The 14,454-nt window shown below is 45.5% G+C and carries 7 protein-coding genes; 2 read left to right on the top strand and 5 right to left on the bottom strand.

Annotated elements, in window-relative coordinates:
• Nucleotides 1–49 precede the first annotated feature (49 nt).
• The gene (locus SFV55_RS23495; protein WP_320032007.1) at nucleotides 50–778 is read left to right on the top strand and encodes an EI24 domain-containing protein; all 729 of its coding nucleotides are present in this window, start codon (nucleotides 50–52) and stop codon (nucleotides 776–778) included.
• Between the two features lie 33 nt (nucleotides 779–811).
• Nucleotides 812–1,708: a hypothetical protein gene (locus SFV55_RS23490; RefSeq protein WP_320032006.1), complete on the top strand. Its 897-nt coding sequence runs from the start codon at nucleotides 812–814 to the stop codon at nucleotides 1,706–1,708.
• A 15-nt stretch (nucleotides 1,709–1,723) separates the two neighbouring features.
• Here the strand turns inward: SFV55_RS23490 and SFV55_RS23485 are convergent, their stop codons facing one another.
• The 5 genes from SFV55_RS23485 to SFV55_RS23465 all read right to left on the bottom strand — a co-directional run bounded on the left by SFV55_RS23485 (nucleotide 1,724) and on the right by SFV55_RS23465 (nucleotide 14,359).
• Nucleotides 1,724–2,089, bottom strand: coding sequence for a YraN family protein (locus tag SFV55_RS23485; protein WP_320032005.1), 366 nt, complete (start codon nucleotides 2,087–2,089; stop codon nucleotides 1,724–1,726).
• A 125-nt stretch (nucleotides 2,090–2,214) separates the two neighbouring features.
• Complete coding sequence (locus tag SFV55_RS23480) at nucleotides 2,215–6,132, bottom strand: HYR domain-containing protein (protein WP_320032004.1); 3,918 nt, start codon at nucleotides 6,130–6,132, stop codon at nucleotides 2,215–2,217.
• Nucleotides 6,133–6,635: 503 nt separating this feature from the next.
• On the bottom strand, nucleotides 6,636–7,574 hold the full coding sequence (locus SFV55_RS23475) for a PorP/SprF family type IX secretion system membrane protein (RefSeq protein WP_320032003.1): 939 nt from the start codon (nucleotides 7,572–7,574) through the stop codon (nucleotides 6,636–6,638).
• Nucleotides 7,575–7,656: 82 nt separating this feature from the next.
• Nucleotides 7,657–13,521 (bottom strand): cohesin domain-containing protein, encoded by a 5,865-nt coding sequence (locus tag SFV55_RS23470; protein ID WP_320032002.1) that lies wholly within the window; start codon nucleotides 13,519–13,521, stop codon nucleotides 7,657–7,659.
• A 34-nt stretch (nucleotides 13,522–13,555) separates the two neighbouring features.
• Complete coding sequence (locus SFV55_RS23465; RefSeq protein WP_320032001.1) at nucleotides 13,556–14,359, bottom strand: T9SS type A sorting domain-containing protein; 804 nt, start codon at nucleotides 14,357–14,359, stop codon at nucleotides 13,556–13,558.
• Nucleotides 14,360–14,454 lie beyond the last annotated feature (95 nt).

The raw sequence follows: 14,454 nt of genomic DNA, 5'->3' as shown, positions 1-14,454 counted from the left end.
AAGGTAGCATGGTCGGGTGACAAGTCTTATCTTTAATCGCAAAAAAGCCATGTTTACATCTTTTCTGGCTGGTGTCAGCGCTTATGGACGTGCGCTTCAATTGTGCTTCAAGTACAATTTGTGGATTTACTTTTTGGTGCCCGCCTTGCTGTCTATTCTTTTGGGCGGCGGCATGATTTACGGCATCTGGAATGTTTCAGACAATCTGGGCAATTGGATGGCTGGTTTTTGGCCCTTTAGTTGGGGAAAAGGTTGGGTCGATAATGTAGCGCAGGTGTTTGGAGGTTTGGCTGTGGGGGCTTTTGCTTTCATCATATTCCGCAATCTGGTGCTGGCCCTCGCAGGACCATTTATGAGTTTGCTTTCGGAGCGGGTGGAAAACCGGCTAAGAGGAGAGGTATCCGCAACGTTCAAAATGAGTGCTTTTTTAAGTGATATGGTACGGGGCATTCGCATCGCCATTCGTTTGATTGTGCGGGAGTTGTTTTTTACCACTCTCCTGTTTTTGTTGGGTCTGATACCAGGTTTGGCGATGGTTACCACCCCGCTGATTTTTATCGTACAGGCTTATTATGCTGGGGCTGGCAACATTGACTTTGCCCTGGAACGCCATTACCGGGTAAGGGATAGTATTCGTTTTGTGCGACAGAATAGAGGTCTGGCGATTGGGAATGGAACTGTATATTTGTTGTTATTGCTTTCAGTGGTTGGCTTTTTGGTGGCCTTACCATTGGGTACCATAGCTGCGACAGTGGAAACGGTGAAAAGAATTAAATAGTGCTAATTGCTGATTACAAATAAACCTAAAACCATGAAGAACCATTTGAATCTCCTTCTGCTTCTTTGGTTGTGCTCCAGTTGCGCCCAGCTCAATTACCTGGATCAAGCGCAAAATGCCTTCAATCAAGGGGCTAGTCTGGAAACCAACCTCAATTTCGGCGAACCTGCTTTATTGGGGCAAGCCTCCGCAGCTGGTAGTCAAGCCATGAGTTTGGCAACACCCGATTTGTGTTATCGCCTGGCTTATGCCCAGGTCAACAAAGCCTTGCTCCAAGAAAGTAAACTCAAAGCCGACGGCGTGTTGGTCAATGCACATTCCCTTCGGGCCTTAAGTGCCTGGAAATTGGGACTTTATGCCCAGGCTACAGAGAGCGCCCTGGCCGCCAAAATCGCCTTGCAGGATTCAGAAGTTCCCCTACCTCGCGAAGCAGCAATGATGACAGCACTCGAAGGGCTCGTCCAGGCGGATCAAGCTTTTATGGCGGTGCAAAAATTTAAATTGGACAACCAAAACCGGGCCACCAGTCCCAATGCTTCAGAAGCCCTCAGCCTGATGGCCAATATCCGGAAGCAGTACGAAGCTGACATTATCAACAGCAATGGAACGGGAAAAATTGAAAAAGCATTAAGTATTTTGGACAAGGCCAAACTGGAAGTCCCAGGCAGAGCGGATATTCATACCTATTTCATCATGTCGCAGTTGGCAGCGCTCAAAACATGGCTGGATGAACTGGACCAGATTTACAACCTGCTCAAAACATTTGGTTTCTCCAACAACAACAACCATGATTTGAAACGTTGGTTTGATCAGGAGAATGATCGTTTTGCCCAAAAGCGGAATTTGTATTTGGGTCAGCTGGCCCCCTTATTGCCACAGCAAAAAGAGAATATAATGTACAAACGGTGGGAGGAGTGGTTGTTCAACTAAATAAACAGCTCTCAACTATAAGCCCGGCCAAAATGCATCTTTCAGATATTCCAGCTTGGTTTTCCCGTCATCTCGCAGGATAATGCTGATGACGTCGAAGCGGATTTCGCCAGGGTGTTCTATTTTTTCACAGTAGACGGAGGCGGCACCTGCCAGCATACGTTGCTGTTGTGGGGTTATAAAAAATTCAGGCGGGCCAAAACGGTCGGAGCTGCGGGTTTTAACCTCTACAAATACAATGGTATTGCCGTCTTGAGCAATGATGTCCACTTCGGCACGACCCGTACGCCAGTTTTTGGACCGGATGGTCAAACCTTGAGCTTCGAGGTGTTGTTGGGCGAGGGTCTCCCCTTTTTGGCCCAAAATAATATTATCTGTCATTGCGGCTCGTTTAAACAATCATTTCCTTTTCGCCACAATATAAACTTTTTTTATTAAAAACAAAAGAGGCAGACTTTTGGAAGCCTGCCTCAGAAAACCGTTCAAAAACATAGATTTTGGGACTATCAATAAGCCGTATAGATCATTCGTTTGCTCCCCGTAAAGGAATCAGTCGAGAGCTGGTAGTAGTACACACCCAAGCCGGGTAGTGTTTGCTTCGGTACTTTCAGTTCGTTGTAACCCCTTTCGAACTTTGCAGTGTGTTTGAAAACCAAACGACCTGCTGCATCAAAGATGCGGATGTGTGCATCCTGAGTTTTGGGCAAGGAAAAAGCAATGTTCGTTTCCCCAATAAATGGATTCGGGAAGTTTTGGTACAAATGAATCCCCTCCCCTTTTTGCGCTGCAGATTCATTCACTTTGAGCAGCACCTGCATCAACTCTCCCGCCTGGTTGTAAGCCTCCGAAGGAGTTGGGGCTTCTTTGATAGACAATGCAGTAGCCAGATCAGCTGCACGTAAAGCTTTGAAGCGTACTGAAAACAGTTGGCGGCGGCCATCAGGTACCTCTTCTCCTTTATTGTCCCAACTGGTGTTCAACAAACCGGCTTTTAGGTCAGCGGTACCCAGGTTCCCTTCATTCCACTGCGGCAGTTCTCCCTTTTCAGCATCCAGCAATTGCAGGAGGTGGTGGTCAAAATCCAGGGTAAACTGGAATCCTTGCACCTTTGATACGTCTTCCGCACTAAAGTCAACTATAACTTCTTCACCAGCTTCAAAAGTTTGATTGCTGGTTTCAATGATGAGTTCACCATTGGTGGTCCGACCATCTGTATTGACCAGGCTATTGGGCTTGGCGCTCATGTTTACGTCGCCCACTTTGATCCCGATAAAGTCGGCTCGACCTTCCTTGGACAAGAAGTTATTGAGGCTTTTGGCTTCCGGGAAAACCGCTTTCAATGGGTCTTGGTCTTGGGGAAATTTGAAATTGGCATCAATAAAGCGCCAGGAAGTGTTCCCGTTGGGGAAACTGGTTTCCATATTCAGAATCAATTTACGCAGGCGGATCAAATCCACCGTAGAAATGTTGCCTGATTTATCGACATCTGCAGCAATATGCTGATAAGGCGTTTTGAGCGTGCTCAACCCCAGAATGTGTTTTTGGATGATCACCAAATCTATCGTTGTCACCCCGTTGATAGGATCCTCATTCTTCTGTGGTACGATGGTATAATCGCCTCCCAATGGTACTTCTGGCAACAGGTAATTCCCATCAACTCCTGTAGCCGTTTTGCCCAATTGAGTGCTGCCTGAAATGGCCACTGATTCAATCTGGGCTCCGCCTTCGGTCTGGATAATCCCCGAAATCTTACCTACCTTCGATCCATCGGGTGCGCACAATTGCCCATTGTCTTGTATATCGATGAATGTTGTGCAGAAAGCGCCATTATTCAGTGTATCGTATACCCAAAGTTGGATAGTTTGGCGGCCAATATCAGCACAAGTAAAGGTAATCTGCTCCACTGGATTGGTCAATAAGGTTCCTGAACCCCGACGGATGGCGATCCGGGCGGGTTTGCCTCCACAATCATCATAACTATCTGCATCAAACAATTTGGCATCAATAATTGCAGCAGTTTGACCATCCTTGGTGTCCAGGGTAGTAGATAAACCATTGAGACACTGTGCTACTGGCGGCTTTTTATCGATCACGGTAATGGTCATCGAACCCAGGGTAGCATTCCCGCACTGATCTACTGCCCTGAAATTGATTTTGTGCTTACCTACAGGATAAGTACCGGATGCCAGTGCACCTTTGAGGTCAGAATATTTCCCATCATTGGTAATTGTTACATTTCCACCACAATCAGTACCCGTAGCTGCCAGGGTAGTCACCTTAACGGTTTTGCACTGTTCGGTCAAAAAGAAAGTGGTATCTTTGGGTACTACCAGCGTTGGAGGTGTACGGTCTTCTACCTTGATCAGCTGCGTATAGGAAAAAATGGATTTTGATGGATCAGCAGGGTTATGGTTACACAAATCAATAGCTGACCATTTCCGGAAAATCTGGAAACATGTTTCCGTTTGTGATTCAAAACGGCGGTCTTCGTAGCTGATGCCAACTGATCCGCAGATCGGGTGAGTCACTATGGGTTCCCGGTTTTCAAGGGGTAATTCCTTTGGATCCGTTTTCCCACCACAACCTACTATGGTATAATCTTTTGGCCATTTGATCATGTCCGAAGTCAACTTGTTGGTATTGACAATGGTAATGGTCTGGCTACAAGTAGCGGTACGTCCTTTCCAGTCTTTGGCCGTAAAGGTACGGGTTATTTTGCCCCGGTTGCATTCGGCGCGTTCGTAATTGCTGGTAGAATCAAGGGTAAAAGAGCAGTTTTCGAGTACAATTGGGCTGCCAAATACGTGCAATTGGGTGATGTCTGTGGTACATTCAACCACCTTATTGGCCGGGCAAGTAATGCGTGGCCCCAATTCATCCCGAATAGTTACGGTAAAATCGCAATCATTGTATTTGCCATAGAGGTCACCTCCCTGGCGTTCGCGTGCTGGATCAACCGGACCATTTCCTGGATCAACCTCGTAAACGCGCAGCGTAACTTTTACGCTTGGGCTGTCCACATCATTGCAACAAAACACAGCATAGTCATCATAGTACTCCTGGTAGTCCGGGGTAGAAGGGCTATCGTCACCATTAATTTTGTTGCAAGCACCTGCTACCCAGCGGCGGGCTTTGTAGTACAGCCGTGTCTTGCAATTATCCTTGCTACCTTCATCAAAACTTTTTGCCTGAATAAAAGCGACGCCACCTTCGGGTAAAGAGATGATGTTGTTCTTGCGACACACTACCGTAGGTACTTCCTCATCTACTATGGTCAGGGTTGTGGTACAAACTGACGAGTTCCCACACAAATCAATGGCAGTATACGTGAGTGTATGTGTGCCCAGAGGTACATTAAAGTGGGGGTTAAAGCCAGAACTCCCGTAAGAAGCCCGCACAGAAACGGCTGGATTTGCATCACAGTTGTCACTCGCGGTAGGTCGAGGCAACTGCACTACAGCGGTACACTGACCCGGATCAGTACCTTTGCGGATGGGGGCTGGGCAGGTCAGTGTTGGTGCTACCTCATCCCTTACCTGGATGACCTGCGTAGCTTCTCGTATCGATCCGGTACAGCGATCCAGGATCGTCCACTTGCGAGAAATCAAGCGTCCTAATCCTTCACATATTTTGGTCGTATCGTCACGAAACGTTATTACGAAATCACAGAATCCATTGCTCTTTAGTTTACGGCCCTGAAAGCTTGGCACTCCGGTTATTGAAGTATCAGCACTAGGTCTGTCACAAGGTAAATTGACCAGGCTTGGAATGGTCACGTCTGCTAAACCAATTTTTTTCAATACGATTTTCTGCAAGCAAGTATCAGCATTTCCGGAGGAATCACGGGCGATCCAACTCCGGCGAATGTAAACAGCAGTATCACTACCACAACGTCCCCGCAGGAAAAAGTCTTCATAACGCAGGCGAACCGTACGGTTGATGTTGTCAATTACTCTGGGGAGGCCCAGTACTCTTGCACTGGTATCTGCAGCACAGAATAAGGTGGTATCACGGCAAAAGATCTCCGGTGCCTTGGTATCAAATACCTGAATGTATCCTGAGCAGTTGAAACTAGTAGTATTATCTCTCACCAGGACAGTCAAAACCTTCCCGATTTTTCCACGTACACTGATTGTCAATGGATCGGCACCATTGGCAATGAATTCTCCATTTTCATCTACAATAGTAATGGTTTTCGCTCCTGGACAGGTAGAGTTGGCATCAACGATCAATTCACTACCAATGGTCACCTCACCAGAGGCCCCCACACTGATGCGAACGGGGGCAGTTGGAGAAATGCTTTTACACACCAACTGACATTGGGCTGATACCGTTTGGCTCCAGAACAACAAGACCGGAATCAAGATCGGAATCCACCTCGTCCATCCTCCTAAAATTGGAATGTACGGCGTTCTCTCATTCATGGCACTATGTTTTTGACGGTTTCGAATTAAGAATTTTCACTATTAAATTCCAATACCGTGCCAAAGTGCCTTTTTGATATTTTTTTTATAAAAAAAAAGCCCCCTTCACAACTGAAGGAGGCCATCCCAAAAACCGATTTAAGTATATTCTTGATGCATTTTCAGTATGCCACGAATAGCACACTATGAGCAATAATGTTCGTTTGGAAAATCAAAAAACAGGTATGCAGGAAAGGAATATAGCCTTTTAAGGTTACTCAAACAGTTAAAGGAGGGAACAAACTGCTGAATAGATATTTACGAGCAACAAATATCAAAATTTAATTAAATAACCCCAATACCCAATTGCTGGTATTTTGATTTCGAATGTGGGATTTCGGGTTTCGGCTGGCGCCCTGAATCTACTATAAATACATCATTACGAGATATTTACACCTTAAATTCAAGGTTAATTTTTCAAGAAAAATACCAACCAAAATCCGAAATCACGCATCTAAAATCGACTATCTTCTACCGTAACGGCTGCCGTTCTTGTTTTGAGGCCCTTTAAATCCAAAGGCCAAAGTTACCTCATGAGAGCCCGTGGAGTATTGTTGTAAATCTTGCATTGATAAATCAAAAGTGTAGAAAAAGCGGAAGCTCTCCGATATTTCAGAACCAATCAATGCACCGATGGTTTTGAGGGAGCGATAAGACAAGCCTGCGATCAATTTGTTGTCGAGGATGCCCGCTTTGAGGTTGATGTCAACATTAAAAGGAGTATCTTTAACTTGACGCACCATAATCGAAGGCTCGAGGCTCAATTGGTTGTTCGACAATTCAAATTTGTGCCCCATCAGGAACACATAATGCTGAAACAAACTACCGGATCCTTCGGCTGTACCAATATTGTTTAGTCGCTCTGCAATCAAGTTGGTGAAGCTCAAACTGGCATAGGTATTTTCATAAAAACGAGCAAAGAAACCCAGAGAGGCATCGAATTGCTGGCGGCCATCTACGGCTCCTTCAATGATGTCGTCTCCAGCCTGATAAATCGGCTCAGGTTCTCCCAGTACATTGTTCCCGAGGGATACCTGGCTGAATTCGGTTGAAAAACCGACAGCAAATTTGACATTTTCATTGATTTTAAAACGGAAACCCGAGTTCAAACGAGCCCGTACGCGGGAAAGGCGGGCAGCACTTTCGCCCATTACCGCAAGTCCGAAACCAAAGGTATTGCCCATTGGGCCGTGATACTGTACCCCTACGTTTTTAGGCGCATCTGGGAAACCAATCCATTGGCCACGTGCGTTAAACTGAATTTGGTGTGTTTCTTCAAATCCTGCAGCAGCCGGGTTAACAAGGATTGGAGCCAGGTTGTAATGGGTAAAAATGGCTTCATCCTGAGCCCAAAGTAAAGCTGTTGGCAACAGCAACAATATGAGGTGTAACAATTTTTTCATGGTCAAAATCGGTTGATGGTTCATGGAATATTGTTGAGGTGTTGGGGCAGGTCGAAAACCCTACCCCAACACACAAGCTTGCTTATTCTTCTCTCAGCAGTGTAATTGATCCTCTTGCCTGTATTTCTTTGCCATCGGCATTCTTATAGTCCAGGATATAGTAATAGGCACCTTCCGGAAGTTTTTCACCACTTTGGGTAGTTCCATCCCAGTCATTGTTGTAGTTTTCTGCTTGATACACTAGCTGTCCCCAACGATTATAGATGAAAATCTTGTTGCCAGGGAATTCTTGAATACAGTTGATCAGGAAGGTTTCATTTGAACCATCCCCGTCAGGTGAGATCACCGAGCGGATATCCATACAAGGCAGACGACGGTCTTTTACTTCGATTGCACTTACATCAGGAGTTGATTTACAACCTCTGGAGTCGGTCACCTGGACAAAATACTCCCCAGGGCAAAGGCTCTTCACAATCGAGTCGCCGCTGGTAACAGGTGCATTCCAACGGTAAGTATAAGGCTTAACTCCTCCCTTCGCTAAGGCCAACACTTGGCCATTACAGCCTTCTGTTGCATTGATGCTCTGGATTTGTACGGTAATTGCGGTGGGTTCCTTTACTTCAAAGGATTTGGTCACGGTACAATTGTTCCGGTCGGTAATGGTAATGGTATAAGCACCTTTGGACAAACCAGTGATCCGGGGTGTAGCACGTCCATTGCTCCAGGCATAAGTAAACTTGCCTCCGGCCAGGCCACCTTCCACCTCGGCAGCAAGTTCTCCATCTCGGCTACCAATACACGAAACATCGGTAATAAACGCACTCACATCCAAAGCTTCGGGAGCTTTAAATTCCACTTCCTCCTCCACACTACAACCCAGACCATCTGTAATGCGTACGATATAATTGCCTACTCCTGCATTATTGAGTACTGAATTAGAAGCAACCAAGTTTCCATTCAAAGACCACTCGTACACATAAGTTGGTGTACCGCCACCATTGGCACCCGTTGCACGAGCAGAACCATCTTTGGCATTGGCACAACTTACTGCAAAACCGTTGAAGTTTGACAGGATTTGGATATTGGCTGTCAACTTAGAAGCAGTTGTAACAGTATATTGTTTTTCCAGGCGCAAGCCAGAGTTTTCTCTGATCACCAAGCGGTATACCCCGGCAGCAACATCTCCCAAATCTTTCGTTTTGGAAATGGTATCTCCTCTGGCAGTTAACCAGGCATAGCGGTAAGGTGCAGCCCCTCCCAAAACAGTGATGTTTACGCCACCATTGTCATCATCAGGGCAACTGGTATTGACAATTGCTGCACTGACCGTGAAGGTTGTCAATGCAATCGGGTCAAACGTTTTGCGGCAACCGTTCGCATCAATCACGGAAGGGACAAAATTTCCTTCACACAAGTTGATAATCTGGAAACCTACGTTTGGTGAATTCCAGGATACTTGATACCCCGGAGTGCCCCCCGTTATGGACAATGCAATACTGCCTGTACAACCTGGGTCTTCAGAATCATGACGAACAGCAAAAGAAGCGATTGCTAATGGATCGGGTTGTTTTACCTCAACAGAGCCATCAAATACGGTGTTTCGTGAATCTGTGACTTTATAAGTATAGGTTCCCGCGGCAAGGTTTTTGCGTTCAAAAGCACCTTGGGTAAGGTTTTCTGGTTGACCATTGTTAAATGCCAATGCATATGGCCCAACCCCACCCAAAACTTGCAAACGAACAGCACCTGAGGACTCGCCATTACACTTGTTGCTGGAGATGTCACTACTTACCGAAAGAGGAATTGTAACCAACTCTACCTTAAAACAGCCAGTCGAGGTACAACCGGCCAAATCGGTTACGGTGACGCAATATTCTCCAACTACCAGTCCACTCACACTACTTGTGGTGCTATTGTTGCTCCATTTGTAGGTATAACCTGGTTTTCCTCCGGTTACGCTGAGGGAAATGGCACCATTCGCCCCCCCGGGGGCATTGACATCCGTAACGGTACGGGTAATTTTAATCTCGGTCAGAACAGGGACCAGAGCACTACCTGTGACCGTATTGTTCTGGCTGTCAGTTACAGTTACTGTATAATTGCCCGCTGCCACATTGCTGAGGTTTTGGGTGGTCAAATTATTAGAACTCCACTTGTAAGTATATGGCCCAACACCTCCTGTCGCTTGCAGACTAACCCCACCATTTGTTTGGCCAAAACAAGCTTCATTAACGGTCAGGTTTACTTTCAAGCGTTGGACAATTGACGCACACATTGTAGTTGTACAATTGGTGTTGTCGGTTACAGATACACAATATTGACCTGCAGTGCCCAAATTGCTGATGTCTTCTGTTGTTGCAGTAAAATTATTCGGGCCAGTCCAGTTGAACTTATACGGTGCGACACCTCCGGAAATGGCGATATTTACCGCACCATTGGTGGTGTTTTGGTCAAAATTTACAGGATCAATTGATGTAATCCGTACACTTTGCTCCGTCGTAATTGTTGCGGAAGCCGTAAATGTACATCCCTTTGAGTCTGTAACTGTATAGGCATAATTACCCGCTGCTACATTGCTCAATTGAATGGTGGTTGCATTGTTTGCCCATTTGTAAGTATAGGGTGCGGTACCACCGGTAGCGGTAATGGAAGCCGATCCAGTTGGTGTTCCATCACACTTGGCCGGCTGAGTGGCTACACTGGCATTGAGTGCTGCAGAAGGCTGGGCTACTGCCGTTGGATTAGATACCGCCCGGCAACCATTGGCATCCGTCACTGTAAGTGTATAATTACCTGCTGGTACATTGGTCGGATTTGCAATTGCTGCAAGGCTTCCACTCCACGCATAAGTCAGCGGAGTGGTTCCCCCGGTAACTGCAGCGGTCAAAGAACCAGTCGCCTGGCCAAAGCAAGTAGCGTCGGTCTTGGTAATTCCCGTAATTGCAAGCGCAGCAGCGGGTTGGGTGACATTAAAAGTGCCCACTGCGGTAGCGTTACTGGCATCAGTTACGGTTACGCTATAAGAACCAGCAGCGAGGTTGCTCAAATCCTGGGTAGTTGCATTGTTGCTCCATTTGTAAGTATAGGGAGCAGTTCCGTTGCGCACTTCGATATTGATGGCCCCTTTACTTTCCCCAAAACAAGGAACGTTGGTGATTACAGCTGGAGAAACTATGGTAGGCGCATTTGGGTTGCCAATAGAAACGGTACCATCTATCGATACAGGGATAATGGTCTTTTCAGCAAGATCGTAAGCTTCCCGAGTTTTAGTTTTATCGATGCCTACTGTAGAGGATCCAGTTGTGCCCTTGATGGTGAAGCACATCCTCAGAATCACAGCATTGTCTGGTAAAGTAATTCCAGTGAGTTGACTGTCATCCCAAGAAAATGAAATAAATCCAGTGGTATTGTTTACATTGACGTTTCCAGCGGAAAAGCCACGTAAGGTAGTATTAAAGTTGTCGTTGGATTTATGTGTAAGAAAAGCAGGATCAAATTTGATCGCAAACTGCATCCCAATGAGGTTGGTAAAGTTAGTGGTTGTTAAATCCAGGCATACATCTGTATTGGTTGCTCCACTTGCACTACTCACTTTGAAGGTAAGGTCATTCGTAGCAACAGTAGTAATGGTCACTGTTCCTGAACCAGTCTGCACACCTGCAGGCAAGTTATTCGAACGCGTAACTGTCAAACCATTAGTACTGAAGGATACTTGGGAAGTGCCTGCTTTTAAGGGCGTAAAGCATACATCAAAAATATTGGATGTACTAGCCAGGGTTACTCCGCCAACGGTTGCTGTACTCCAATTTATCTTTAAAGACCCAGCAGTTACTCCACCTGTTCCTGGAGGTGTAAATGAAGCTTGAGTAAGGCCTGACAAACTAAGATTGGTTACATTTTTGAATTGAAGAGCAGTAGCATCATAGGTCATGGTGCCCCCTAGCGCTGTAATATTGGTAAAATCTACTACACTTACTTTGACACAAACATCCTGTCCCATTACACCTGATTGGCTGCTCACATTGAGTTTAACATCAGGTAGATTAGAAACGCTACCAATAGTGATGGTACCTGGTTGTCCTGTGAATGGGAGCTGGGTATTGTCTTTGTCAATTGCTTCAGGAGCAGGATTTGTAGAGAAAGTAACATTAGAAGCAACGTTTGTAACCTTCCCTTTAAAACAAACTTCAAAGATGGCCGTCCCATTAGCAAGGGTTATGCCTGTTACATTTGGATCATTCCAAGATACTTTAATGCTACCAGCAGGGTTAGTGCCCACCCCTGGTAAACCAAAGGAAGCTTCGGTCAGGCCATTCAAATTGAAGTTTTTAACCGTAGAATACTCCAATTGTGTCGTGTTGTAATTAATGGTGAATTCCAAGCCAATGATATTGGTAAAGCCAGCACCTACATTCACCTTGATACAAGCTTCCTGATTGGTTGCGGGAACCGTTGCATCGGTAAGATCGAGTGTAACACCTGTTGCTCCTCCTCCACCAGTTCCGACTGAAATTGTGCCGGACTGGCCACTAAAGGTTACTGGTTGGCTATCTTTATTGATGATTTCGGAAGTCCCTCCAAAAGTAACCGTTGAGGTAATGTTGTTTAATTTAGGTGTAAAACATACTTCAAAAATCGTAGTGCCATTGGGTACACTTACCCCGGTACTTACATTAGGGTCATTCCACGACAATTTGATCGAGCCTAGTGGAGTTCCACCTACACCTGGCTTGCTGAAGTTCGCATCCGTCAATCCGGCCAGATTTAGGTTTTTTACTGAAGCAAAATCCAGTTGTGTAGAATTGTATGTAATGGTGTATTCGACACTCAACAGATTGGTGAAGTTGGTAACATTTACCTTTTGGCATGCCTGCTGGCCCACTGTGCCGGTAGCATCCGTTATATCAAAAGTAGCAGGGCCATTGGTCCCTGATCCTCCTGAAACGGTGATGATGCCAGTGGTGCCGTTTAGAGTTACCGCTTGATTGTCCTTGTTTTGAACCTGCGCCCCTGCTGCAAAAGAAACCGTTGAGGTTATTCCAGCCAATTTTGTCGTAAAACAAACATCAACGATTGCGGTACCATTGGCCAAAGTGTTCCCGGTGGTCGGCGTTGTGCTGGTCCAATTCATGGCTAGTGTGCCAGGAGTGGAGGAGTTAAAGGAGGCAGCAGTCAGGCCCGTCAAATTAAAGTTTTTGACTGAAGCAAAACTGAGCTGCGTTGTATTGTAATTGATAGACAACTGAGAGCTCTTAATATTGGTAAAGCCAGAAACGGAATTGACTTTTACGCACACTTCCTGGTTCACCGCTGGTGCAGTTGCGTCTGAAATGTCCAATGCCAAAATCCCTCCAGATCCACCGCTACCACCACCTGCACCGATGGTGATAACAGTTGGTTGCGCAGTGTTATCAATGGCAACGTTACTGAGGTTTTTATCCGCTACTTCTTGATAAACAAAGCGGATGTTGGTTGAGGCATCGAGGTTTGCCGCTGTGAAGCAAATGTCAAATATGGCAGTCCCGTCGGCAAGGGTCACACCTGTCGCCTGGTTGTCAATCCAGGATACCCGCAAGGTTCCGCTCGGGTTGTTGTTGGTCGACCCTGCACTTAAACCTGCGAGGTTAAAGTTTTTGGTCTCTTTAAAGGTAAGACGGGTAGAGTCAAATTTAACCAGAAATTGTAGTACAACAATGTCTACGAATCCCGATACTTTGACTTGTGCGCAAATTTCACCTCCTTTTTGAACCGTTGCATTGGCAATGGAAAAGGAGAAGCCCATGAGTGATTCGTCAGCTGGGACGATTTCAATTGGTAAATCCTTGTCGCCACTAGTAGTTGACGAATTGTTAGAAAGCGCTTGAAATGGAGTGAATATGGCCAGTAATATAAAAGCTATTGACCCTATCTTCACCCCACGGAGCAGGTGTGTAATAATCGGTTTCATCTTTGTCGGAATTTGGGATAAAGTGAGTTAATGATTACTGCATAAAAATCACTGGTTGCAAAGTAAATGACGTTCCCTTGTACATGCGGACAAAATAATTGCCCGGGGATGGAAAGACTGATTTTGGCAATAATAACTTTTGTTTACCGGCTAAATAAGAGCGTTTTTCTGTGTGAACTACCCTACCCAGAACGTCTACTACCTCAATGTCCAATTTACCTGCATCCTGCATGGTAAATTCTAGTGTAAGGTTATTATTGAACGGGTTCGGATAAGCCCGGTTGACGCGAAATTCATTAGGATCACTAGCAAAGACGGTTGCGCTGGTTTGAGATTTGATAACCACAACGCCATTGATGTATTCTGCATTTATTGTAGAAAAAGTTGTATCGATGATTTCCTTCTCCAAGGTTGGAGACTCAGCAATACCTACAAATGAAATTGGGCTTTTGGTACCCGGTTTTCCAATAACTTTGAAATAGATCGAAAAAAGTGTGGTGTTGTCTTTTAATGTTATACCAGAAATTCCCTCTTGCCACAAAAACCTGAGCACTCCATTTTTGGTATTAAGGTACCCGAAATGATCGTTTTTACTCAGAGGGATACCAAAATTACCAATGGAGTCAAAGCTTATCACAGCAGAGTCCCAAGCCACTGCAAAGGATGCACCGATGATTTTTTTGAAGCCTGCTACTTTGACATTAGCGACATAGGTTTTGGCGCTACTTGGAAGAGTATCTTTATTAGCAGAGATGCGGGTAAGCGTTTGTGCATTACCCTGGGCTAAGCATAGGAGTATCACTGCCCAGCATAGGAGTACTTGAATAGTTTGTTTCATATCATGGGATTATATAAGTTCCTAAACGAGAAACTTTAAACCAATGCGAAGGTAATGAAAATTTGAAAAAAAAAGAGAAATTAAAAGAATTATAA

It is taken from the genome of Haliscomenobacter sp. (assembly GCF_033763495.1).
Lineage (GTDB): Bacteria > Bacteroidota > Bacteroidia > Chitinophagales > Saprospiraceae > Haliscomenobacter.
Note: the sequence above shows the minus strand (reverse complement) of the source record. Positions and strands in the feature narration are given on the sequence as shown.